The 23,881-nt window shown below is 37.1% G+C and carries 32 protein-coding genes and 1 pseudogene; 8 read left to right on the plus strand and 25 right to left on the minus strand.

The window, feature by feature from the left end; translation table 11 throughout:
* The first annotated feature begins 21 nt into the window (after positions 1 to 21).
* Positions 22 to 765, plus strand: a complete 744-nt coding sequence (locus tag GHC26_RS05925) for an endonuclease/exonuclease/phosphatase family protein (RefSeq protein WP_163970342.1) — start codon at positions 22 to 24, stop codon at positions 763 to 765.
* 4 nt (positions 766 to 769) lie between these two features.
* Here the strand turns inward: GHC26_RS05925 and GHC26_RS05930 are convergent, their stop codons facing one another.
* The 7 genes from GHC26_RS05930 to GHC26_RS05960 form a co-directional block, all read right to left on the minus strand.
* A complete protein-coding gene (locus GHC26_RS05930; RefSeq protein WP_163970343.1) occupies positions 770 to 1,240 on the minus strand; it encodes a DUF4188 domain-containing protein in 471 nt (156 codons plus the stop codon).
* A gap of 565 nt (positions 1,241 to 1,805) precedes the next feature.
* On the minus strand, positions 1,806 to 2,099 hold the full coding sequence (locus tag GHC26_RS05935; RefSeq protein ID WP_163970344.1) for a hypothetical protein: 294 nt from the start codon (positions 2,097 to 2,099) through the stop codon (positions 1,806 to 1,808).
* Positions 2,100 to 2,125: 26 nt separating this feature from the next.
* Positions 2,126 to 2,374, minus strand: a complete 249-nt coding sequence (locus GHC26_RS05940; protein WP_163970345.1) for a hypothetical protein — start codon at positions 2,372 to 2,374, stop codon at positions 2,126 to 2,128.
* A 36-nt stretch (positions 2,375 to 2,410) separates the two neighbouring features.
* Entirely contained in the window at positions 2,411 to 2,710 is a 300-nt protein-coding gene (locus GHC26_RS05945) for a TIGR04104 family putative zinc finger protein (RefSeq protein ID WP_163970346.1), read from the minus strand.
* Between the two features lie 116 nt (positions 2,711 to 2,826).
* Positions 2,827 to 3,504 (minus strand): serine/threonine protein kinase, encoded by a 678-nt coding sequence (locus GHC26_RS05950; protein ID WP_163970347.1) that lies wholly within the window; start codon positions 3,502 to 3,504, stop codon positions 2,827 to 2,829.
* A gap of 1,076 nt (positions 3,505 to 4,580) precedes the next feature.
* On the minus strand, positions 4,581 to 4,784 hold the full coding sequence (locus GHC26_RS05955) for a hypothetical protein (RefSeq protein ID WP_163970348.1): 204 nt from the start codon (positions 4,782 to 4,784) through the stop codon (positions 4,581 to 4,583).
* Positions 4,785 to 5,597: 813 nt separating this feature from the next.
* A complete protein-coding gene (locus tag GHC26_RS05960; RefSeq protein WP_163970349.1) occupies positions 5,598 to 6,533 on the minus strand; it encodes an acetamidase/formamidase family protein in 936 nt (311 codons plus the stop codon).
* 141 nt (positions 6,534 to 6,674) lie between these two features.
* Here GHC26_RS05960 and GHC26_RS05965 point away from each other — a divergent pair, with 141 nt between their 5' ends.
* Positions 6,675 to 7,748 carry a M42 family metallopeptidase gene (locus tag GHC26_RS05965; protein WP_163970350.1) on the plus strand — a complete coding sequence of 358 codons (1,074 nt, stop codon included), beginning with the start codon at positions 6,675 to 6,677 and terminating at the stop codon, positions 7,746 to 7,748.
* Positions 7,749 to 8,034: 286 nt separating this feature from the next.
* Here GHC26_RS05965 and GHC26_RS05970 read toward each other — a convergent pair whose 3' ends face one another.
* The 3 genes from GHC26_RS05970 to GHC26_RS05980 all read right to left on the minus strand — a co-directional run bounded on the left by GHC26_RS05970 (position 8,035) and on the right by GHC26_RS05980 (position 10,014).
* Positions 8,035 to 8,349, minus strand: a complete 315-nt coding sequence (locus GHC26_RS05970; RefSeq protein WP_163970351.1) for a hypothetical protein — start codon at positions 8,347 to 8,349, stop codon at positions 8,035 to 8,037.
* Between the two features lie 67 nt (positions 8,350 to 8,416).
* Positions 8,417 to 9,229: a hypothetical protein gene (locus GHC26_RS05975; RefSeq protein WP_163970352.1), complete on the minus strand. Its 813-nt coding sequence runs from the start codon at positions 9,227 to 9,229 to the stop codon at positions 8,417 to 8,419.
* A 170-nt stretch (positions 9,230 to 9,399) separates the two neighbouring features.
* Positions 9,400 to 10,014 carry a flavin reductase family protein gene (locus GHC26_RS05980; RefSeq protein ID WP_163970353.1) on the minus strand — a complete coding sequence of 205 codons (615 nt, stop codon included), beginning with the start codon at positions 10,012 to 10,014 and terminating at the stop codon, positions 9,400 to 9,402.
* Positions 10,015 to 10,265: 251 nt separating this feature from the next.
* Here GHC26_RS05980 and GHC26_RS05985 point away from each other — a divergent pair, with 251 nt between their 5' ends.
* Positions 10,266 to 10,778, plus strand: coding sequence for a hypothetical protein (locus GHC26_RS05985; RefSeq protein ID WP_163970354.1), 513 nt, complete (start codon positions 10,266 to 10,268; stop codon positions 10,776 to 10,778).
* A gap of 442 nt (positions 10,779 to 11,220) precedes the next feature.
* Positions 11,221 to 12,000, plus strand: a complete 780-nt coding sequence (locus tag GHC26_RS05990; RefSeq protein ID WP_163970355.1) for a PIN domain-containing protein — start codon at positions 11,221 to 11,223, stop codon at positions 11,998 to 12,000.
* 469 nt (positions 12,001 to 12,469) lie between these two features.
* Here GHC26_RS05990 and GHC26_RS05995 read toward each other — a convergent pair whose 3' ends face one another.
* Positions 12,470 to 12,664: a hypothetical protein gene (locus GHC26_RS05995; protein ID WP_163970356.1), complete on the minus strand. Its 195-nt coding sequence runs from the start codon at positions 12,662 to 12,664 to the stop codon at positions 12,470 to 12,472.
* A gap of 445 nt (positions 12,665 to 13,109) precedes the next feature.
* On the opposite strand from GHC26_RS05995, the gene GHC26_RS06000 reads away from it, so the two are divergent.
* Both GHC26_RS06000 and GHC26_RS06005 read left to right on the plus strand, forming a co-directional pair.
* Positions 13,110 to 13,397, plus strand: coding sequence for a transposase (locus tag GHC26_RS06000; RefSeq protein ID WP_163970357.1), 288 nt, complete (start codon positions 13,110 to 13,112; stop codon positions 13,395 to 13,397).
* An 87-nt stretch (positions 13,398 to 13,484) separates the two neighbouring features.
* A complete protein-coding gene (locus GHC26_RS06005) occupies positions 13,485 to 13,748 on the plus strand; it encodes a hypothetical protein (protein WP_226376872.1) in 264 nt (87 codons plus the stop codon).
* Positions 13,749 to 14,221: 473 nt separating this feature from the next.
* Here the strand turns inward: GHC26_RS06005 and GHC26_RS06010 are convergent, their stop codons facing one another.
* From GHC26_RS06010 to GHC26_RS06045, 8 genes are all read right to left on the minus strand, one after another.
* On the minus strand, positions 14,222 to 14,656 hold the full coding sequence (locus GHC26_RS06010; RefSeq protein WP_163970359.1) for a DUF6773 family protein: 435 nt from the start codon (positions 14,654 to 14,656) through the stop codon (positions 14,222 to 14,224).
* The gene (locus tag GHC26_RS06015; RefSeq protein ID WP_163970360.1) at positions 14,637 to 14,861 is read right to left on the minus strand and encodes a helix-turn-helix transcriptional regulator; all 225 of its coding nucleotides are present in this window, start codon (positions 14,859 to 14,861) and stop codon (positions 14,637 to 14,639) included. The genes GHC26_RS06010 and GHC26_RS06015 overlap by 20 nt, the downstream gene beginning before the upstream one ends.
* 257 nt (positions 14,862 to 15,118) lie before the next feature.
* Positions 15,119 to 15,403: a hypothetical protein gene (locus GHC26_RS06020; RefSeq protein WP_163970361.1), complete on the minus strand. Its 285-nt coding sequence runs from the start codon at positions 15,401 to 15,403 to the stop codon at positions 15,119 to 15,121.
* A gap of 104 nt (positions 15,404 to 15,507) precedes the next feature.
* Positions 15,508 to 15,684, minus strand: a complete 177-nt coding sequence (locus tag GHC26_RS06025) for a hypothetical protein (RefSeq protein WP_163970362.1) — start codon at positions 15,682 to 15,684, stop codon at positions 15,508 to 15,510.
* 15 nt (positions 15,685 to 15,699) lie between these two features.
* Entirely contained in the window at positions 15,700 to 15,948 is a 249-nt protein-coding gene (locus tag GHC26_RS06030; RefSeq protein ID WP_163970363.1) for a hypothetical protein, read from the minus strand.
* A 206-nt stretch (positions 15,949 to 16,154) separates the two neighbouring features.
* Positions 16,155 to 16,358 carry a hypothetical protein gene (locus GHC26_RS06035; RefSeq protein ID WP_163970364.1) on the minus strand — a complete coding sequence of 68 codons (204 nt, stop codon included), beginning with the start codon at positions 16,356 to 16,358 and terminating at the stop codon, positions 16,155 to 16,157.
* Positions 16,359 to 16,511: 153 nt separating this feature from the next.
* On the minus strand, positions 16,512 to 16,811 hold the full coding sequence (locus GHC26_RS06040; RefSeq protein ID WP_163970365.1) for a TIGR04104 family putative zinc finger protein: 300 nt from the start codon (positions 16,809 to 16,811) through the stop codon (positions 16,512 to 16,514).
* Between the two features lie 34 nt (positions 16,812 to 16,845).
* Complete coding sequence (locus GHC26_RS06045; protein ID WP_163970366.1) at positions 16,846 to 17,403, minus strand: hypothetical protein; 558 nt, start codon at positions 17,401 to 17,403, stop codon at positions 16,846 to 16,848.
* A gap of 214 nt (positions 17,404 to 17,617) precedes the next feature.
* Here GHC26_RS06045 and GHC26_RS06050 point away from each other — a divergent pair.
* Both GHC26_RS06050 and GHC26_RS06055 read left to right on the plus strand, forming a co-directional pair.
* A pseudogene (locus tag GHC26_RS06050) lies at positions 17,618 to 17,872 on the plus strand (AAA family ATPase); the annotation flags it as partial.
* 109 nt (positions 17,873 to 17,981) lie between these two features.
* The gene (locus tag GHC26_RS06055; protein ID WP_163970368.1) at positions 17,982 to 18,272 is read left to right on the plus strand and encodes a hypothetical protein; all 291 of its coding nucleotides are present in this window, start codon (positions 17,982 to 17,984) and stop codon (positions 18,270 to 18,272) included.
* A gap of 213 nt (positions 18,273 to 18,485) precedes the next feature.
* Here GHC26_RS06055 and GHC26_RS06060 read toward each other — a convergent pair whose 3' ends face one another.
* From GHC26_RS06060 to GHC26_RS06085, 6 genes are all read right to left on the minus strand, one after another.
* On the minus strand, positions 18,486 to 18,692 hold the full coding sequence (locus GHC26_RS06060; protein WP_163970369.1) for a hypothetical protein: 207 nt from the start codon (positions 18,690 to 18,692) through the stop codon (positions 18,486 to 18,488).
* A gap of 38 nt (positions 18,693 to 18,730) precedes the next feature.
* Complete coding sequence (locus GHC26_RS06065) at positions 18,731 to 19,510, minus strand: PhzF family phenazine biosynthesis protein (protein ID WP_163970370.1); 780 nt, start codon at positions 19,508 to 19,510, stop codon at positions 18,731 to 18,733.
* Positions 19,511 to 20,165: 655 nt separating this feature from the next.
* Complete coding sequence (locus GHC26_RS06070) at positions 20,166 to 20,930, minus strand: ATP-binding cassette domain-containing protein (protein ID WP_163970467.1); 765 nt, start codon at positions 20,928 to 20,930, stop codon at positions 20,166 to 20,168.
* Positions 20,931 to 21,020: 90 nt separating this feature from the next.
* The gene (locus tag GHC26_RS06075; protein WP_163970371.1) at positions 21,021 to 21,785 is read right to left on the minus strand and encodes an ABC transporter permease subunit; all 765 of its coding nucleotides are present in this window, start codon (positions 21,783 to 21,785) and stop codon (positions 21,021 to 21,023) included.
* A 122-nt stretch (positions 21,786 to 21,907) separates the two neighbouring features.
* Positions 21,908 to 22,873, minus strand: coding sequence for a sulfonate ABC transporter substrate-binding protein (locus GHC26_RS06080; RefSeq protein WP_163970372.1), 966 nt, complete (start codon positions 22,871 to 22,873; stop codon positions 21,908 to 21,910).
* A 216-nt stretch (positions 22,874 to 23,089) separates the two neighbouring features.
* Positions 23,090 to 23,632, minus strand: coding sequence for a DUF3267 domain-containing protein (locus tag GHC26_RS06085; protein WP_163970373.1), 543 nt, complete (start codon positions 23,630 to 23,632; stop codon positions 23,090 to 23,092).
* Between the last annotated feature and the right edge of the window lie 249 nt (positions 23,633 to 23,881).

Below are 23,881 nucleotides of genomic sequence, written 5' to 3' on the forward strand. Positions count from 1 at the left end.
TGCTTTAAAAGGAGGATCGTTATGGTAAAGAAATTGAAGCTTTTAACATGGAATATCAGGCATGGTGGTGCAAAAAAGAAAATCAAACACATCATTCAATCATTTATTTTACATAATGCAGATATTAACGTCATCACTGAGTTCAGAGAGAATGAATCAGGCAACAAGCTTCACAGGTCACTCCACGAGAATGGTTGGGTGTTTCAACAAGGATCAAACCCACCCAAAGGTAAAAATGGTATCCTCATTGCATCAAAAATCCCTTTTGAAGTACCAGTAATTCATCATGATTATCTACCCCAAGCGAAACATCGTTGGAATGAAGTCCATTTAAATGATTTTAACCTTTTCATACTTGGTGTCCATATCCCTAGTATTGGTGATAAATGGGGGAAAGAGAACCATTGGGAGTCCATCATTCAATATGCAAAGCATAAGCTAGATTCGAAAAGTGTTATTATAGGTGATTTTAATACCGGCTTAACAGAGGATGGTGAGGGGACACCATTTAAACTAGTCCAATATATGCATGAATTGAACGACATGGGATGGATTGATTCCTGGCGTGTATACCATAACCGTGTAAATGATTTTACTTGGTATAGTCATGCCGACAATGGTTTCAGGTTAGATTATGCCTATGTCTCCCCTGCTTTAAAGGAAAATATACTGGTGAGCTACCATTCCCACAAAGAAAGAATCGATAAGTATTCAGATCACTCATTGGTTATCTGTGAATTATCGGTGGAAAACGAAAATCACTGATAACTTATAAGTCCAGTCGTTTTCTAGCACTATTCCTACTAGGGGTTATTCGTTTATGTTCTGTTGCTTTTGCTAGGCCAAATACTGGCATATTCGCATATATCGCTTCATAGTTTTTTGATGTTAATATGTATGTCTCATGATAGATTCCGACTGCATCATTATTCCCTACCTTTTGGTTAAACTTTCTCCATGCAGCCACATGTTTCGTTTGTTTAGAATAGGATAATAACTCTTCTTCAGAACACCAATACTGAACCATTAGGATAGTACGTGGCTTGAAAAATGTTTCAACGGAACGAAAGCCTAACTCCCTATTTCCATAAAGCTCACGAATCATAGCAGGCATTGCCATAAAAACTGGAAACCATTTATGTATAGCCCATAACTTATTGACACGCATCCCTATCAAAAAAACAACAAGTTGGCCATCCTGTTCTGCCGTATACCTCCCAGGAAAAACATTTTTTCCCATTGCCTTTTCTCCCCTTCCTTTGCTATATTATACCAAGAAAAAAGGGGAAGTGAAACATAGTTGACGGATAATTCTAAATTAAATAAGGAAAATTTTTTAATAACAATATAATTTTGATTTCAGTCGATCTCTTGTGTAAAAGATTGAAAACTGACAGATTGCTGTCTCGATTCACTTTTGGTTGGCCTTCATACTCGATTGTTCACTGAAAAGTAATGAATCCCGAAACTTAAGCGAGAGTGCTCGATCTCCAGCTCACTAAAGTACATTTCCTAAGAAGGTGAACACACTTTTTCAAGTTACGACGCAACACATTAAAAAGAACAAAAGCTGGAAGCGCCTTGATCACCCCCGATTAGAAAACTAGGCTTGTCGCCAAGTGGTGAAAGCCTTAGTTGCACTTATGCAGTAAGTATTTACTTACCTGCCAAGCATAAGCCAAGCCTCGACGTGGCGTTTTTTGCCACAAAGAGGATTGACTTATGACCTCGAGGGGGTAGGCGCTGGAGCTGGACGTGGCCTTTCCTATATAAGACAGTAATGAGGCCAACTTTTTCTTACCTTTTTAAAAAAGTCCAAGTAGCAATGGGGAAATAATAAGGACCATTGCCATTACAATAAATGTTGATGTAATCCTTTTAGGGAGTTTTTTCCGACCTTTTCCTTTGTACCAACCAGAAAATTGGAATCTATTTCGATACAAAACAAAAAGGAACATAAATATCCCAATGCCACCTAGCCATGAATACTTTTCTGTTCTTTCATTGATTGTGTAAACACCTTCAATTAAGGTCCAACCTAATGCCCCAAGAAAGCCAAAAATAAAAATAATCCGTAGCAATTCTAATACTATTCTCATTCCAACTCTCCCCTTGCTAGACATCGTCAATTGGTATTAGGACTCTTTTTATATCCATAACTGAAACAGACTAACCCAATAATCAAAAAAAGTGGAACAAAAGTATTATCAAATAAGCCACTACCTTCTACTTCTGGGACTCCACCTGTCATAGTTCCAGCATAAAAGCCTGCACGAACGATACTAGTAGCAAGGATCGAAAAACCATTTTCTAATGTATACAAAAATCCTGACATAATAATAAAGATGATTCCAGTAACTTTATAAAAATCCATCTAGCACCCTCCTCCCTCATTAGTACCTAAACATACCTACCATAGTGGTTCTTCTTCATTTGCTAATTTAATCCAAAATGGGTAAAGGCCAATCACTATCACAAAAGATACGAGTATACCTCCCAATGTCCATAATGGCGAAAGATCAAACAGGAGAGTAACTAGCATAATGATAGGCGCAAGGAAAGAAAAGAAAGCACCTAATTTCCGTGTTTTAGCAGTCATATATTGCTTTTTCCCACAATCCGGACAAACCATTACCGTACCTAATGTAAAAAGCTTTCGAAACGTTTTTTTCCAAGTCCAGGTTTTTCCACAACTTTGGCATGTTGGCATTTTGTTATTCCCCCCTGCTTAACTCTATATTTTCCTCATCTCTTATGTGGCAATCCATTTCTTCCTTTCTTTAGAAATATTTCATCACTAAATCGACCATTCAAAGATTAGTCTTTTTATTTCCTAAATGACATGATTTTCAAAATGAATTGCATAAATTCCTCGAATGATGAAAAATACTTATTCTGTTGGTTATACCACTTGCGGACCGTTTCTACTAACCAAAAAGGAATAGATTTTCCATCAACTAAATGATAGTATTCATCATAGGCCTTTTTCAAATGCTCCCATCGAAAATCATTCCCTGGCTGTATATATTCTGATACATCAATTATTTTTGCTCTATTGTTTTGTAGTAAAATATTTTTTAAATGAATGTCTCGTGGATTTAATCCTTTTTTACGTACATATTCTCTTGCATCCTCCACATCTTTTATAACCTGACTTGGAATATGAATTCCTTTGAGGAGACAATCATAGAGAGTTGGTCCTTCTTCATAACTTAGCACGAGGTATTTATCGTAAGCAGTAAAACAAGTTGGAAAGTATGGGGAATTTCCTAATATACTATAAATGTTTTCTTCTACTTTTATCTTGGATACTTTGTCCTCTGCATATATTTTAAATGCATAAGCTGGAGCGTCAAGGGATTGGAAAACGGCTGCATCTGTTCCAACACCAACACACTTCAGGTTATCGGCGTCACCATAAATGGTGACAGGTTCATTATTTGGATTTGAATAAACGGTAATCTGGGAAAGAGAATGAATTGCTATCTCCCATTGATTGTCCATACCTTTTCTCCCTTCACTTTATGTTATGCTGCATCTATACGAATACTTGTTAGATTCCTCTAAAATTACGGCTGCCTGAAACCACCTGTTCCTATAAGAAACACAATTAGATAAAAAGCTAATGCTAAGGAATTTATTACTAGTAAGCTTATTCTTACACTACCCTTAATGCCGAACCATCCAGCTATAATTCCCAATACTCCAAATACAAAGGGGAAAAACAAACTTATATTTATAACGAAGACAAACAATTCATCGCTCCATAGTAAGGTAATTGTGACTATGAAAAAGACTTGAGATAATAAGCTAAAACACTTTTCGATAGGTTTTGAATTCGTTTTTATTATAGGATCTTTTCGCATACGTTGTTGTCTTCTACGTCACATAATCTATATTATGTGCAATAAGCGATTTTTAGAGCGTTTACCCGTTCCGGAAATACACTTCGCTTTCCGCGGGTGGCTGATGAGCCTCCTCGAGCTTTCCGCTCTGCGGGGTCTCACCTAGGCCATTATTCCCGCAGGAGTCTCCGTGTATTTCCTCCACTGATATGATCAACATTTCCTATAAATATTGTGTTTATACGATAGTTGATTGGAGCGTAGGACAGTCGACTACTGCGGAAAAAACAACAGCTGAAGATCCCACAGGAAGCGGTTTTTGCTTCCGATGTCTAGCTACAGTGCCTACCCCCTCGAGGTCTTAAGTCAATCCTCATCACGGGCACAAAATGCCACGCCGAGGCTCGGCTTAAGCTTGTCGGGGGTAACCAAGGCACTTCCGCTTTTCTATAGAGGAAGCTAAAAGCGTTGTCCGCGGGTAAAGAAGACACTGTGAAAACGTAAAGTTTGAACAGATGTCGCACTTATGCCCGTGGTGAAAGCGACTGTCCGAAGTGGAAATCAACGGCGCTAATTTATTGCGCATTATCCATCTTATATGCATGACGTTCCATACTAGAAAGCAACAATCTCTTAGAAAACAGCCTTATTATAAAATAGTAACTCAAGATAAGACAAGTTAGCACAACAAGCCAAATCATGATGATATCTCACCTCTTTGGATGATTCTTTTAGTTACGAATCAACTTTCCACCATTTTCCAAATGAAAAAATAGGTAAATAGATAGCTGAAATAGCTCCAACAATTGCCGCAACAAACAAAGAAATTCCATAAGGAGATGGGATTAAAGCAATAAGTAGCGTTATCAGTATAAAAAGTAAATCTAACAGTATGATTCTACTCTTTTTGGTAGACTTAGTCTTGATGTTTTTATACACTAATAATGCTACTCCTATTGTAAAAATGAAAGAATGCCATATGAACATAAACGTATCCTTGGGATGAATACTAAGGTAACTGACATAAGAACAAACTATCAGAATATAGCCCCACCTTGTCTTCGAGATAAGACTCAACAAATCACCACCTACAAAAGTAACCCATTAACTAGAAATCTTGGGATAAATCGATCAGCCAGCCTGAAAAACAAGCAAAATAATAAAGTTTCCCATTTTTCATGTACTCTTCATTTAGTTTAACAGCATTTAGAAATGCGTACCAGAGCAAAAGCGCAAGCGCCTTGATCACCCCTGATTAGAAAACTTGGCTTGTCGCCAAGTGGCGAAAGCCTTAGTTGCACTTATGCAGTAAGAAAGTTTTTCTTATCTGCCAAGCATAAGCCAAGCCCCGACGTAGCGTTTTTTGCCACAAAGAGGATCGACTTATGACCTCGAGGGGGGGGGAGGCGCTGGCCGATGAAAACGCCACGTCCTGTGGCTTCATCGGCACTAGGACGTCCTGTCCATCGAAGCTGGACGTGGCCTTTCCTATATAAGACAGTAATGAGGCCAACTTTTTATATCTTTTAAAAAAGACACACAAAAAATAACGTGTGTCTTAAGCTACTATTATAAAGTTTACTCATTCGATGGGAGTTCGACTTGACAGGACGTGCTAACGCTGACGTTGCCACAGGACAAGGAAAGCTACAACAGCGACACACCGCACGCAGCAAAAGCGTTTTTCTTTTGTGAGGATGTCACGTTTTAGTCGGCCTGCCAGTTAACATGTAATAAAATTTCCATACCTTTCTATCGAATTGCACCATGTGGCAGGATAGCATGTACCCCTTTTGCTCCATTTACCACTTGGGTCACATGGAGGTCCACAACAGTACTTGCTAATGCCAAGGCCTCTGTTTTCTTAATATCATATAGATGTTGCATCCATACTACCATTTCGTCTAAGGCAACCGCTGCAGCTTCATTAAGATCTTCGTTAAAGCCAAATGTCACCCATCCAGCTGGGGTCCATGCGCGTGGCATTGTGAGTTCCATGTCGTCATGAAGTTTAAACGTAATATCTACTAAATCCATTGGTGCTTCAATTGCTGTTCCTGAAACTTCGCCATCTCCTTGTACAGCATGACCATCCCCGGTATAGAACAGTGCACCGTCTACAGCAATTGGTAAGAACAAGCTACTACCTCTGACCAATTCCTTACAATCAATATTTCCTCCACAATACCGTGGTGGTCGTGTCGAGTGAACACCTGGTTCAGCCGGTGTTACTCCCATTAATCCCATAAATGGTTCTAATCCAACATGAAGATCGCGGCCTCCAATCCGTGTGGTGCCAGACATCGTTTGTGCGTCTAACTCCCAATCTACTTGTATTTTCTCTTGATCTACCAATCCTAGTTTCTCATTTTGCCAGTTTGGAATACCACCAGCCCAGTTTGTTCCATACCAACCAGGTGTAAGCTCATTTAAACGAACTTCTAACACCATCCCTTTCTTCGCTCCATTTATAGCGATAGGACCGATAATAGGATGACCTTTTTGTTCATTCTTTATCCTTGTCTCGATGTGAACACGTTCTTCCCCTTTTGCTTTTGAATAGCAGGATTGGATGTCTGGTGTCGTTAATTGAACAGTATCACCAGAATTCACATTCAAAATAGGTTGATAATCTTTACTGAATGAACTATGTAGATTGTAAGATGTTAAGTCTACTTTATGGATCATCATGCTCCACTCCTTGATAGATGTAATTTGTATCATCATATTACGCTTTTGTTAATTAATCAATTAAAATCATTTGAATTGTACAAAAAGTATGTTTTATGGCAAACTATAAGAAATATCAAAATAATGGAGGAAAACTAAATGTTTAAAACAGAGTTCTTACACCAACTAAAAGAACTTGCAAGTATCCAAGGAACACCAGGTCAGGAAATGAATGTCGTCAAAGCACTTGTCGAAGGGTTTAAACCACATGCTGATAAAGTTGAAGTGGACAAGATGGGAAATGTGTATTCTTATTTAGAAGGAAACAAGCCAGGACCTACAACGATGGTATCCGCTCATTCCGATGAAATTGGCTGTGTCGTCCAAGACATTGATGACAATGGATTTATCCGTATTGAAAAAACTGGCGGAGTGCTTGAAGCATTATTAGTGGGACGAAAAGTGAATGTAAATGGTCACTTTGGTGTTGTTGGTGTAAAAGCAGGTCATTTGCAAACACCGGAAGAACGAAAAAAACAGCCAGAACTAAACGAATTGTATGTAGATGTTGGTGTCCGCTCCAGTGAAGAAGTGGCAGAAATGGGAATTAAAATAGGAGATCCCATTACATATATAAGTGACATCGAACAATTTAGCAATGAGGATTTAATATGCGGGAAAGCAATCGATAATAGAAGCTGTTGTGTTCTCCTTATTGAGCTTTTTAAAGCACTCGAAAAACGGGAATTCAGTGGTACATTAGTTGGTGTAGTAACCGTGCAGGAAGAAGTCGGATTACGTGGCGCGAAAGTGGCAACCTATAAAATTAATCCAGATGTTGCTTTTGTTATCGATACCATTCCATGTGCAGATACACCAGATAGTATCGGAACATTACCAGTTGGTATTGGCAAAGGACCAGTAATCCCTGCATTAGCTGGGAGCTCGGTTCGTGGAAATATTATGGCACCACAAATAAAAGAACTAATTATTGATCATGCAGAAAAAGCGAACATCCCATACCAATTAGCAGCATTACCTGGTGCAACATCAGACGTATCAGCTGTTCATCTAGAACGAGAAGGGGTTGTAGCTGGTGCAATAACATTCCCACGTCGTTATTCCCACTCCCCAGTAGAAGTAGCTGATTTGAATGACTTTGAAAAAGGACTTGTCTTACTCAAATCCTTAATCAATGATAATGACAACTGGGGTGACTTGGATTTTGTTTAAGCAACAACCTATTGCCAAATTTGTATTTACATGTAAGATTGAAAATAAATTGCATAACAAAAAGTACCTCATCGACGAGGTACTTTTTTGTAAGAACGGAACCATTGTCCTGAAATAGTACAATAAAAGTGATAGGTGTTGCAGTAAAAAACTCCTTCTTTCGTTAAAGTACCTGTTTAAATTGAAAGTAACACTTTCGCAATTTTCAATACATAATACGAAAAGTGTGCATGAATCCGTTTATATGATGAATTAATTCTAATCTAACAAACTCAAATTTGACAACCTACTTTCTCATTTTGTCACGGTATACCATCAAAGTAATGGCATTTAAGATGATCGTGACTATGAGAAGAACGGATGAAACGAGCATCACAGCACCCCTAGTATCCATTAGATCGGACCAATCCTCAAGGTTAACTAGATAATGGCCATAGATTATCTGGAAATATAGCGAAACGGCACAAGCACTAATGCTTATAATGGAGAGAGGAACCCAATTCCAATGATCATGATTTTTATATTGCATAAGATTAACAATAGGAAATACCCAAGCAATTAGACCAAGTACGAGACTACCAAGGTTAAGTAAACCCATCATGTTCAAAACCCCCCCTTTCCTCTTTTGTTTCTTCATTCTTGGTTCAGCAATTCTGCTCTTTTTTACTTTACTGTTTCACTCGTGCCATAAATAAATACCCAATCACCCCAAGCAGCCGGATCTTATCCTGTTTGGAAAGCTTATCTGACAACTCTACAATATCATTATGCGTATCCCTGAATATATCTGTGTATTCGTGAGGAAACTTTCCGTTGTAAAAGTAAGCCCATTGATTACCTGCTTCATCATTCCAGCTAAAGTCTCCAGACAAACCGGATGCTTTGATAGAGAGAATCGGGTCTTCCTTTTCGTTAAACAACTTGCCTTTAATATGAAATAACGCCTTCAGTTCCTCCTGTATGTATGTGCCAATCCCCTTATTCTCCTGGTCAAAAATCGTTAGCTTCACCTGCTTCAACCAGCCTTTTTTCTGGAATGTGAATTGGGTTTCGCCATCATGGTATATAAATCCGTAAGTTAACGGAAAGAGTTCAAGCATCGACTCGTTAAAAATACGAAATGGATACACCCACCACGGAATATTCAACGGCTTCACCATACCAATAAATTTCCCATCCTTCTCAAAAAGCAGTAACCTTGGTGTAAACCCCACATCCTTTTTAATCACTACATGATTCAGGTCGAGTACCCGCTGCTCTGAATGGGGAATGTCAATATCCTTTACCTTTTTGTAATGGGAACGGCTCATGATAATAATGGTGAAAACCAATCCAAGCGGGAATAGGAAAAACAGCATTTCCAGCCATTCCCCTGTTGTTTCGGGTGTCTGAAATAGCGACCACCCAACGATGATCAGTATAACGAATCCTAAAAAGACATATCCTAGCTTTTCCCGCCGCTTGTACATTTCTGCAATCAAAACATACCCCCCCTTTCCATTAAGCTTTTCTCTTTTGAATCATGGCAAAATAAAAAGATCACAGGTACAAATAAAAATGATAGATAATAGAGAAAAGTTTCGAAGGATGACCGCTAAATATACCAATAGCTTCATGTGAATCCTCCTATCTTATTAGCGGTAATTTGCCTTCAATCGAGCAACTTATCTGGATCTACTTCCCGTTTTAATTCCACAAAATCCCTTGTATAGGAATACGCATTACCTGCCAAACGGCCCAGTGGCTTTAATATATCATGATTTATTTTATATGGATCCATATACAACCCATCCTCTATCCGAAAATGAACAACACGACCTAGTACCATATCGTTTTTCCCAACTGGAATCACTTGCTCTAAGGTGCATTCCATATGAATTGGAGCTTCTTTCACTGCCATGCAATCTAACATTGTTGCTTGGACTGGCGTTAACCCAGCCTCCGCAAATTCACTCACATCGGCACGAAAATCTGCAGCAGTATGATGCATGGCACGCGCAATATCCTCGGTCACAATATTAATCGTAAACTCCCGGTGCTGTTCGATGTTTATTAGTGTGTCCTTCTTTTTCCCATTCCGCTTTCCAATCGAAAACATGATGGTTGGGGGTTCACTGGAAACTGGTGTAAAAAAGCTAAATGGTGCTAGATTATCGATTCCTGTTTTGCTTTTAGTTGCAACAAAGGCGATTGGACGTGGCACCACCGTTCCTGACAATAATTTATACACTTCTTTTGATGTACAATCCGTTGTACTTATTTCCATTGGAAAGTTCCTCCTTCACCCTACTAACCGAGACCTAATTTATTTAAATACGTAACAATTCCATCTTTTATGTCTTTTTAATCATAGCAATCTATTTTTTTGGAAGCAAATAGGCCGGTTTACATGGACGATAACTCTACAATGTTAAACTCAATCACAAAACAAGGATTTTTGTAGAGATGTGTCATAGTCATTACTTTTTTTAGTCGGGATACGCTATAATTATAAATAGCATAAAGGAGGTGAAAATCATGGAACAAAAAATTATGGGTATGTTGGAAAAAATCATGGACAAACTGGAAGAACACGATCAACGATTTATAGCAATTGACGAACGGTTTGAACGCATTGAAGCAAAGCTAGATGAGCATGATCGTCGTTTTGAGGCAATTGACAAACGACTCGAAGCTATTGATCGTCACTTTGAGGCAATTGACGAGCGGTTCGAAGCTATTGATCAGCGGTTTGATAGTATTGAAGCGAAATTAGATGAGCACGATCAACAATTTGTAAGCATCAACCAACGATTAGACAATGTTGAAATGAGATTAGATGATCATTGTCAATTATTAAACGCCATACAATCTGGTCAAGAATACTTAAAAGCCGAATTTGATGGAATGAATGTCTCCCATACCAAAGAATTTAATTCTTTAAAGGAAGCGAATAAAGACATCAATGTAAATCTTGAACTATTACGTAATGATACGTGGGATAATAAAGTGGATATCCGTCGTATGAAAAATACTATGGGGATGAATTAACCTATATGAGTACAAGCCACCTAAGTGAAAAAGTATTTCAACATATCTACTCTAATCATGCTACGAACTTTACTCCATTATCATTCTTCTATAGTCTCATCATCGCTCACAGGTGGCTATTTGCGCCAAAATCCATCAGATAGTGACATGAACATACGCTTGTTCACTTTACTCAACTAAATCATGTATAATTACATACTACCTGATCATAAATAAAACCATTACTAGATCCAAATGTTGGACGAGGCGACTTTTGTTTGAAAATCACAAGAACAAATCCTTTTAAATGGCATTGTACCACCCACCTTTTTCCTTTAACGATATATTCTTAATCTTACCACATTCACTGCATCATACGCTAAGTGTGTTATACTAGCAACTATGATTTCAATCAACAAATAGCAGTCCACGACTCGGGATATCGGAAATTGGGGGATACAATATGAGTGATGCCAGTCAATATTTAGTAAAAAAATTAGATAAATATCGTAACAAAGGATATGCCTTTTCTTTCGATACGAATATTTTAATGGATACACCGAATATCTTAGAAAAATTAAAAAAAGAAACAATATGGATTAGCCGAAAAGTATACGAAGAATTGGACTCCAAAAAAGCCTCCAAGGCGTGGGATCGTGAAGAAAAGAAGAAGGATGCTGCTAAAAGACGAGAAGCACTTCGAAGTATTGAATACGCCATTAAACGAAAAGCATCATTTGCGCAATCAGTCAACGAATCATTTGTTCAATCAGTTGGATTAGAATCCTCTAGACATAATCATGATGACTACATTATTGCCTCCTACATAAAAAAGCAACAAGATACAAAACAGAAAGCATTGTTTATTACAGCAGACCGTGGAGCAAGAGCCATTGCGTTAAGCGTTGGGCTTGAAGTTGTGGATTTTGATATTCCACAATTTAAAGACAAATTATCAGATACAGCATCAAACGACCATCATAACAATGATCATGTAAATCAAGCACAAAAACGGGAAGCTTTTGAGAAAAAAATGAATCGCTTCCTTAAGGAATCAGAAGAGCGTCATGACGTGTTGTCTGAACAAAAAAGACTAGAAAAGGTAAAACAAGACCGGGAAAGAGAAAGGGAAGAACGCAGACAACTCATTGCGGAAAAAGAAAAGAAAGATGCATTTTGGCAAGCAGTAGGTTCTATTGGCACCATCATTATTATACTGGTTATCCTTGCAATCATTTTTTAAACATTTTTTATAAGGAACGTGATGGACTACTATTTAAAAAAGCACGAAAAAACAGCTTGGTGTTAAATAACGGGTTCCGTTGACCGAGAGAAAAACATAAATAACATTATTTTTAGAGAAGCAATTAGCAAATAAATTGGCTTCTCTATTTTTATTGTAATAAAAGGAATTAGGTAGGTTTTTAATGCGAATTAACATAGAAATTGGTATGTAAATTAGCTATCGTCTAATAATTATTAGACACTAATCAAATTCACGTTATTCCCCTTGTTAATTAGCTTGCTGAAAACTTGCGGATTTCGTATAGGAAAAAAGGACAATTAGCTACACAATAGACTAATTTTCTTCTGGTATTTTAATTTGTTTTCAATTGTCTATTTCCACTAAATGGCCGTTTGCTGAAGATGTGAACTGGTATTTATCAATCTTCAACTTTTTGAACTGAAAAGTGCAGAACTAACCTCATTTTTTAAGACTGGACATTTTGATAAAGTGAGATGGTCAGAATTAGTGTTAATAAGGTACCTGCAGACATTAACGTTATTATTTTTTGTCCTTTTTTCTTTTTATCATTCTTTTTTGAGGATTTTACAATCTCTCGGGACACCGCACTCCATATAACGATAGATAGTAAAGCTACTATGCTAATAATATCTGTAGACATATTTGTTACCTCCTTAATATATGCTTTGTATAAATTTTAACATACAGTATTCCTCAATCGGTCGATTGTTGAAAAGATAATCAGACCGCACCCTAAGCTATCTTGCCCGTTTAAGTACGTTTCTTCACAAACTTTTCTTATATCTCACCATATTTATATACTATTCAGAAATATTTGAAGGAAAATTGGTACGAGGATTGTTATGCCTTATACCAATTCCACGCCGATTTGATTGTTATTTGATTTCTATGTATTAAAAATCCAAATGCATAATAGATACACGTAACGGCCATTCCTGCAAAGAAACAAAATAAAAAAGATATAGGCTGTGGCTGATTTTTGGATTGCTTCTTTATGATCTCCCTTGTGGTTACCTCTCCCCCACTAGTGTGAAATAGTAAATATTTATTTTGAGGTGGGGAAAAATAAGATAGAGGTGATCGTGATGAAGCTACTTATTATTTCAGCAAGCATTGTTATGCCAATACTAATGATTATCATGCAACGAAAACGGAAACAATTTCATACAATATTTCACATTTTTGCACTCCTAGCTGCTCTCGTATTTGGAAATATTGCTTCGATCGCTATTTATACCATACTTAAAGATAACACTGTATTTATGACAAATATTCATGCGTTATTTCTCAATCCCTACTTCTTAATAACAGGGGCTTATTTAGGTGTTTATTTACTTTATATCCTTACATTGCAAATCATCCATCGATCATAAAGAGAATCGATTGTAACGTACATAACACCTTTCATACAAGGAACACTAGTAACGATCGGTATGATTAAACGAAATGGAGGTACAGACATGGACCTACATCAACAATTACAACAGGCGAGCCAGCAGATTCATGCGGCACAAGAAGCTGCTCGGAAAGCACAAGGCAGAGACTTAGAATTACTACAACAAGCAGATGAACAGTTACGTCAAGCTGAAAACCAATTAGAACAAGCACAAAAACACGGTACCGAGGCAACGGAAAACCCACAATTTCAACAAGCGTATGAACAACTACATGATACACGCCAGCAAATACAAGAAGCACAGCAAAATAACAATGATGTTCTATAATTATTAGAAAACTTGGCTTATCCCCAAGCCTTTATGGCGAAAGCCTTAGCCGCACTCACGACGCACAGGACGTGCCAGTGCTGGCGTTGTCACAGGACGTGACGCTTTTAGCCAGTATGCAGTAAGAAAGTTTTATACTTTTTTACTGCGAACAATAGCATTCACCGAGTTTTGGTGAATGCTATTGTTGTGTTGAGGCAGTATACATCTTTACCATGATATATATACTTTCCCCTTGGTAAAGATTGGCATGTTATTAACAAAACATTTAAAACAGGAGCTCCCATAATAAAAGCGCTAATAAACTTAACATTTCCAATCTCCCTCTATATAATAGTCCTATTTTAAAATAGGTTACGTCGTATATACTTTTCTATTTCCGCCATTTCATACATACATTTTCTTTGTATATCGACATACATATTTATGAAATGCTAAGCCACCTACCTGTTTAATTACACATAACACTTAAATTACTCGACATCCTCGTATCGCTTTTTCCGTAAATAATGTACAAATGAAAATGGAATAAGAAATGCCATGAACACAACGGCACCTACAATAAACGCTTCGCTATTACTACTGCTATCCTGGCCTAATTTAGCTAAAAGTGCAATCACTAATCCAACCAGCGCCGAAATGATAACATACCGATAAAAAGACCCAGGCTTTTTCTGTTCTTTGGCATCATCATAGACATCAACAGAAATCCTCAAATTTAACCACATCAAAACAACCATTGTTATCATAAATACAAACCATAACGGATTATCTGTTGCCGCTTGAACGCCATCGACTATCGCTTCATAAAGTAAAATACCGAGGATCCCAATCGTTTGTACAGCAAAGGCGATGCGAATATTCTTTAAATTTTGGAGTTGTAATCGTTCATCCTTTACTTTTTTCATCCAATAACCCCTCCTGATCCACCCAAAATATCTCATCCAGCGATTGATTGACGGCATAACAAATTGCTAAGCATAATTTTAATGTTGGATTATACTTGCCTTTTTCGATTAAGCTGATGGTCTGCCGTGTAACACCTACTTTTTCAGCTAATTGCTGCTGTGTTAGGTCTACATGAACACGTGCAACCTTCACATTGTTCTTCAAGTCTATTCCCTCTTTTCATTATCATTGTAACATATATATTCCGTAATGCAATGTATACATTGCATAAAGTAGATAACATATTCATTAGAATAGCTAAGCGGCAGACAATGGCGGTCAAGAATAGCTTATAGTTTTCGCTTTTTATTTCCCATGTCAAGGCACACTTTTTACAAAGGTAGACGGTAAAGGCTATTCATATCAAAATGAGGAAGCCTATACCTAATGGTTCACTTTTGTGAATGGGTTAAAAAATTTCGTTAAGGTGCAAAATGTGTACCCAGATACAAGAAAAATGCTATTATTCCAATCATTACTAGCGCTAAAAGTAATCCAAATATGGCAATCGTATTTTTTTCATTCTTCTTACACAGAGCAATCACACTTAAAATGATGGATATTGGAACGCCGATAACTTGTGAATACATTATTGCCCTGGCTAAGGACCATTGTGTTGTAGGAACATTTGGCAATATAAACAACGAAATAATAAGTACTATCGGAATACCCAATGATAAATAGCTTATCCACGTATACCTTTTCATTTTATCTTATACCCCTTTTTTAGATTAGAAAGAGTCGATCTTTTTTATATTATACAGTTGCTTCACTTTAACAAATAGGGAATGAGCCTTATTAAAACATACCATTAGCCCAAGTATACTTTGCCAATTAGATTATATTTGGTACTGACACCTAGCCTTTTTGCTTGCAAGTCCTTTTTCTTTGTTTCTAACGTGTTTATTTTTCTGAGGGTTAAAATACCCAATAGTAAAATAATTAGGTATAGACCACTATAGTCTTGTTCCTGAATAATCTTCTCCATTTTAATCCCCTTCAATCACTGTGTCCTCTTCATTAATAACTGTAAAAAACCAATAAATATAACGAAAATCAACATACCAAAACTAATTACACCTAAGCCCATTCCCAACCAGGCACCGACCATAATGGATGTTACAAAAACTGCTAAAAAGGCAAACAAACAAATTTGTAATGACCTTTTGTCCGTTTGTCTTAATCTCTTAGAAATAATAAAAACCAACAAATTTATAAGAAAGCCTAACCCAATAGGTATGAAAATATCCATCCCATAAACCCCATTTACTTTTCAATTAACGTCCATTTCCCCTAGATTAACCTGCATCTACAGGAAAAGCTTTTTAAGCAACAAAACAAGTAAACACTATTCCGATAAGATTACAATAAAAACCAGTATAGGCATTGCCTCACTTTTTAAAATTAAGATACATTCCACGAATTATTGGTAAGCGTTTCAAATGGTACTGAATAATCTTAACTCAAGCGTTTATACTCCCTAAATAGAATAATGGAAGCAAGAATGGCACCCACTCCAATAACTCCAAGTATAATATCGAAAACATTATCGGGATTTAACAGAAACTTTGTGTTTGCTAAACCTGATAATATAGATACTATTCCTAAAAACAAAAAATAGGCTGCACTTTTATTCTTATTTTCGTCTTTATTACTACTCACTAAATCACTCTCCCTACATTTCACCTTTACAGTTTTTCTTTAGCAATTAACTTACTTAACTTATAATGATGATCATTTGTCTTTTCTGTATCTTTTAAAATATTTTTTACATTACTTTGTAGGTCCGCCTTTGAGTATATAGTTGAATCTTTCTTAAAAAATTGGCTCCTCTTCATTGGATAATGTAATAAAAAAAGGAAAAACAGCCACCACTACCATATACATTACCACTAATAAAATCAGCGTAATGATTGGCGATATGTCTGTAAAAATTGGAAGTAGCATGGGAAACATCACGATAAATACACATAAAATGCTTCTTCTTCTAGATTTTCTTGTCAAATATTGCTTACTCCCACAATACGCACATGTTAACACTGTATCTGTTGTAAACATACGACGAAGTGTTTGGCTCCAGCTCCATTTTTCTCCACAATGTTGACAAATTGGCATGTGATTACCCCCTCCACTTTTTTCTTCTTCTCCTTTAGCCATTTTGCATCCGATCTTCCACATGAATTGGATATCCCTTTTTATCCACTTTCGTATCCTCCAACGCATTTACGTTAAAATGTACATCCAACTTATGAATGATATCGTGAATTTCATATAATAATGCATGATCTGTTCCAACTTTTTTTGCAATTGCATCTTCTGTCAATTCAAGTACCTTATCAATGTCGGGCCTCTTTTCTCCATCATATTCAATTCCACTTAATGATTCCTTTATCCTTTGTAACGAGGCGAGTACGTTTTCATCGGTCAGTTCATCACCACCAGCATTAAATCTCGCATTATATGTGATCGTTGCACTATTCAGATGTGCAGTATATAAGGAAGAATTAGATTCGTACTCTGCCGGATTGCTATTGCCACCAACTGTTAAGTAGGTTTTCGGATCTGGAGCAGTTGGAAGATCCATTTCCTCGTCCTCCCCATCTTCCACCTTTATCGTTGGTTCTATAGCATCATCATTTGAGTTAAGACTATTTGCTAGAATCATAACCACGATTAATGCACCAATACCAATTACCCCCTTTCGCAAGGCGGTCACTCCCTTACCTTTTTAATAGGTTTTATTGTTAATAACGTTTTCCATTATCCATACGTTTCACATCATTCAAAAGATCCCGTGTATACGTCCTCTTGCTAGTATTATTTCGTAAAGGGCTAAATGGTACAGGTTATGGAAATGTTAAATGAATGGTAGAATATGCGTAACGTATTTCCTTAAAAATATCAAAATAGTAGGTGATCACATGTTCTTAAAGCGAATTAAACTTCTCCATAAACAGATTCCATCTTATAATAGATTCCCGTTTTCTATTCCTTCTATTAAAAGCTTTCATCAACTAGATCTAAACAACAACAACGTTACATTTTTTGTTGGGGAAAATGGTTCTGGAAAATCCACACTATTAGAAGCCATTGCAGATAAATGTGATTTTAATACAGCTGGTGGAGGAAAGAATAACTATTATGAATTACATAATACAGCATCCTCACTTGGTGAAAACGAATTAAGGCTTGCTAGTAGTAAGTATCTTTTCAGTGATAACATCAGTTTATCTATCAATCGCTTATTCGGTTATTTATTCTAAATACAGAGATAGATAGAAAGAGGTGATAATCGTTAAAAAAGCGTTAATAACAATAATCATCACCGTTGTCATCATTATGTTGATAGGCTATGTATCTATTAACGCTAAATTTCATATAGTGAAGGAAAATGTAAACGAGCACAACCCTGAAATAACCAGTGTAGAATCAATAAACAGTCCTGGTCAATGGGGCGAATGGTTTTTGCAATTTACGTTGGTCGTTGAAATAGATGGAAAAAGATATCGCATTTGGACAAATGAAGATGGCAGGATTCAGGATAGAATACGATTAGATGCTAACATATCGAATTAAATTATTCGTTGTGCGTTGTGCGAGTTTGGGTGTGGGTCGCACGAGTTTGGGTGCGCCTTGCACGAATTTGCATGCTCCTCGCACGAGTTGAGGTACGCCTCGCATGAGTTGCGGCGACTCTCGCACGAATTCAGACGCACCACACACGACTCCCTTCCCCGCCGACAAATTCCAGGGAGTGACAGGCACCAGCGCCAAGCATATCGAATTACATTATTCGTTCTTTTTTTTACCTTTCACCGTTTTAACTAGTTCATATATGCTACCAATTCCAATTAGACATCCTAGTATTAAATATAGGATAGGTCTTTCTAGCTCACTTCTGCCTAGTATAGATGATGCCATAATTCCTATTGAAACAATGAGAATAAAGGCATGAAATCCGAGTTTAAATTGTACATAGCGTCCCATACTGTTCATTCTATCATCTCCATTAATCTAGTTGTAGGGTCACAAGACTAAACCGTTATCATTCCTTCTAAATAAGCGACAGCTTCACCGGAAATTCTAACTTTGTCACCTAAATCTGTACAATAAAGTGTACCGCCTCGTTCCGATACTTGTCGTGCCACAAAGTCATTTTTCTGTAAGACCAATTTCCAATAGGGAACTAATGTACAATGCGCCGAACCTGTAACAGGATCTTCTGCTATTCCTGCATTTGGTGCAAAGAATCGGGATACAAAATCCACCTTATTTCCCTTTGCGGTAACAATCACACCTAATCGATCTAATTTTTTTAATTCATCCATATCTAATTCCAAATCTAAAATGTCTTCTTCTTTCTCAAACACTGCCATATAGTCTCTCGCCTTGTAGACTTCTGTTGGCACCTTATTTAATCCCATAACCAATGCTTCAGGTGCATCACACTTTTCTCCTTCTCGTGACGGAAACATCATCGTTAAGAGATTGTTATTCTTGGATACTTCCAATATGCCGCTTTTCGTATGGAATGTAATATCATTAATGCCTTGATCGATATATGTGAAAATAACAAAAGCAGATGCTAATGTCGCATGTCCACATAAATCTATTTCCCCTTCAGGTGTGAACCACCGTAACTCATACTCTTCTCCATTTTTTACAAAAAAGGCCGTTTCCGATAAATTATTTTCTACCGCAATGTGTTGCATAACGTCTTCTGAAATCCATTCGTCTAATGGACATACTGCAGCTGGATTTCCTTTAAACTGTTCATTGGTAAAGGCGTCAATTTGATAGATTGGTAGTTTCATTTATACTATCTCCCCTTTTCCTATTAATCCAAACCAACATTTGTTTCTAATTAAATTACATCATGTTGAAGCGCGTTTTGCAAATGGAAGATTTCCTGCTATATCCCTGGGAATGCTTTTATCTCCGGAATAGGTTTTGGTGAAGGTGATCGTTATAAATTGGCTGCAATCTCCATGGTTTCACAATCATATAACAACTGGGCTAGCGTTTCATCAGAAAGTGTTGGACGATCACTTTTCTTGGAACAATTTTCTAGCAAATACCCTAAATACTCAATGCTTCTTTCTATCTCTTATCCTCATTATCATCTCTCAAATAATCTGATTGTAACACTTTTTCGTTATGAAATGTTACATTGTAATTGTAATTGGTCCCCCTCTCTGAATTAAAAATACTGCAAAATTTATCTTAGAAAAGCGCAACGCAAAACGATTATCACACTTATGACATTCTATAAGATTAGATACTAAAAACATTATTCATACGGCTATTATAGTTCTCCTAAGTGATATTTATATATCAGCGAAAAATAGGATACCAATCACTATTCGATTAGGTATCCTATTTCACTTGTTAATTGGGTTTTTCTCCATCAAAAAGTGAACTACTTCCATAAGATGAGAGAGCTTTTCCAAGTAATTATGACTTATCAAGTTAAGAGATAATTGGAGATTCCTGATTGACTACGATGCTATAATGGTTCTTACTTTTCCGGTTCATAATTCTCGCTAAAATCTCTTCCACATACATAGAAAAGTCTGGATTTGTACGCTGACGTGGTCTTGGTAAATGAATGGGCTGATTTATGCTAATTTTTCCATTATCAATGAGTATCACACGATCTGCTATTGCGACAGCTTCTTCGACATCGTGTGTAACAAGAATGGCTGTAAATTTCCTTTGTTCCCATAATGATTCAATCAGTCCTTGCATCTCTATACGGGTAAGTGCGTCTAGTGCACCTAAAGGTTCATCTAACAATAATAAGGATGGATCATGCACCAATGCTCTAGCCAATGCAACACGCTGTTTTTGGCCACCAGAAAGCTGGGATGGATAATCGTCAAGACGATCTTTTAACCCAACCTGTTCAAGTGCTTGTATTGCCTTTTCCTTAGAACCAGCAGATGATAAACCCAAACATACATTATCTTTCACACGTTTCCATGGAAGAAGACGGCCATCCTGAAACATCATTCGCGCTTGTTCATTTAAACCAGATAATGTGTTTCCATCTAGTTCAATGGTTCCTCCATTACTGTTTTCTAAACCAGCAATTAATCGTAATAGTGTACTTTTGCCACATCCACTTTTCCCTACAATGGCAACAAACTCCCCTTCTTCTATCTTTAAATCTAATCCTTCCAAAACGTTTCGCTGATCATAACGTTTTTCGATGCTGTTGAGCGATACGTTCATTCCTTGTGTTTCGACCTTTTTCAATTTTAAATTCCCCCTTGTGCCGTTCCTTTATCGAATTGTAAACGTCAACATCCAGTCACAGAAACATTATCTGTCCCATTTCAGCAATTTGCCTTCAAAATACCTGGCAATAACATCAGATAGCTTTCCAAACAATGCATAGATCACAATACTTAATACGATCACATCCATTTGCATGAATTCCCGAGCATTCATTGCCATATACCCTATTCCCGTTTGCGCAGAAATCGTTTCGGCAACAATAAGTGTTAGCCACATGACGCCTAATGAAAATCGAATACCTACTAAAATGGACGACATTGCACCGGGTAAAATAACATGGAAAAAAAGTTCTTTCCCTTTTAGTCCATATGCTTTCCCCATTTCAATTAATTTTTTATCCACTGATTTAATTCCGTGATACGTGTTAATGTACACTGGAAATAGAACCCCAAGTGCAACGAGAAATACCTTTGAGGTTTCCCCAATTCCAAACCATAAAATGACAAGCGGAATTAACGCAAGATGTGGAATGTTCCGCAGCATCTGTATCGATGTATCAAAAAGAAGGTCAGCAAAACGGAAAATGCCATTAAAGAGACCAAATAGAAATCCGATTATTCCCCCAATCAAAAATCCTGCTAAGGCTCTACCTAAGCTGATGGACATATGATCATATAATTCTCCTGTACCCATAAGCTCATAAGCGGCTACTATAATTTGAGTTGGAGCAGGTAATATCCTTTCAGGTATTGTACCCATCCATGATAGGGTTTGCCATCCGATTAGTAATAAGAGGGGAATGAACCAGGGTAAGACCTTTTCCACTGACCCTTTTAATCTCCATGTCATGTCTTAGCTCCCCTTTCTTCGCAAAACTTGGCTTGTCGCCGAATCCTTATAACGAACGCCTTAAATTTTCGTATACTATCAACTGATTCAACTTAAAAGTTCTGAGCGCATAAATAAAGGGTTTACTTTTCTTCCACCGTCATCACTTCTTCTATATTTAATTCTTTTGGTATAATCTCTAGTTCATAAAATACATCCGCAATTTCTTGCTGTTCTTTTATAATTTCTTCCGTTATCTTTTCCACACCATACACACGACGTTCTACTGACTTCTGAATTGAATCTTTATCAATATTGAGGATCGGGGCAAGCATTTCAACTAGTTCTTCAGGATGTGAATTTGCCCATTCCGACGAGGATTCGATTTCTTCTAAGATAATATTGATTATATCCGGATGGTTTTCTTTGAATTTTTTAGTTGCAACAAAAAAGTCCCTATCCGTAGTTAGACCTTCACCATTCACAAGAAGTTTTCCATTTGAATGAAGCTCGGTAGAAGCCGCATAGGGGTCCCATACAACCATCGCATCTATGGTACCTTGTTCAAATGCAATCCTAGCATCTCCTGGTTTAAGAAATGCAGGAGTAATATCGGAATAATTCAGTCCTGCCTTCTCCAATGCTTTTACAAGTAAATAATGGGAACTAGATCCTTTTGAAAAGCCGATCGTTTTATTTTTTAAATCCGCTAATTCGTCAATATCGGAGTTTTCCGGGACAAGGATTCCACTCCCTTTAAACTTTGGATAACCAACTGCGATATATTCAAAGGGAGCATCAGCAGCTTGCGCAAAAATCGGTGGTGTATTTCCCGTCCTTCCAAAATCAATACTTTCGGCATTTAGTGCTTCCACCAATAATGGGCCATCCCGAAATTGATTCCATTCCACGGTGTAACCGAGAGATTCCAATCGTTCATCCAACGTCCCCAATGATTTCAAGATAATTAATGGTCCGTTTTTTTGATATCCAATACGGACAACCTTTCCGTCCTCTGAATTGGAAGATGCATTACTCCCTTCGCTACAACCTGTAAAAAGAGTTAGTAAAAAGAAAAATGTCATAAATAGTACGATTGTCTTATACATTTGCAAGACCATCCTTTATATTTTTATTCTGATCTTAGCCTATGTATAAAGTGAATGTAGGTTCCTGTCCACAAAGAAATTCCTGAAATTCCAGGGCTTCATAAGACATCATACCTATCTATTAAAAAAGGAAAAATTGATGTAAAAGATTAACGAAAGACCTTTCCAAGGACGAAAAAAATGGCTTGGAGCACGTCCAAGCCATTTTTTTCATCGTCATACATAAACCGTAAATTTCGGATCAGTCGGGTGGTCTATCACTAATGCTTCATTAGGAAAAGGAAGTAACTTGCGATATAAGGCTAGATCACCAAAGCTACCTATTGTGAGGATAACCCCTAGAATCGATATGGCAGGATTATTCAGGACGAGACCCAAAACTAGAGGCAAGATGCCAGTTGGGATTAACGGTAATAGTAATACCTTTTTCATGTCGACTACTTTAATGGGTAGCTTTGCATGCGCATAGGCCATACCTAACTTGATATTAACTCCCCATGCTAACTGATTCCAGGGTACAGACCCAATATAGCGAAAACCAATTAAATGTATCGCTTCATGTATACAAACAATTAGGATCAAAGCAATCATAAACAAGAGAAAACCAGAAAATGTAATGGTTAACGATGCCTTACCGTAAAGCAATATATGTAAAACTTGTATACCAAAATACAATACAATTCCTAATAGAAAGCAAATAACATTTAACTTCAACATCGAAATCGAAACAACCGTTTCCTTTTTATCATTTAGTTGCATTTGTTCACCTCCATCTTCTAACATTGGTTTTAAACAAAATATGTTATCGTTAAAAGTGTAGATAATTATCCTTAGGTGTGATTATACATGAACATAGTTAAAAAGTTATATACCTTACTTATTTTGTAAGCAGTAGTCGTAGGGATCAGTGCTGGACAGATTGAATTCATATGGATGAATGCGGAAAACACCATAATTTTAGAGATGCCTACTCTTGCCATTGTCACGCAAGTCCTCCTATTTATGGAT

This window comes from Oceanobacillus halotolerans (assembly GCF_010993955.1).
In the GTDB taxonomy this organism is placed as follows: Bacteria; Bacillota; Bacilli; order Bacillales; family Amphibacillaceae; genus Oceanibacillus_A; species Oceanibacillus_A halotolerans.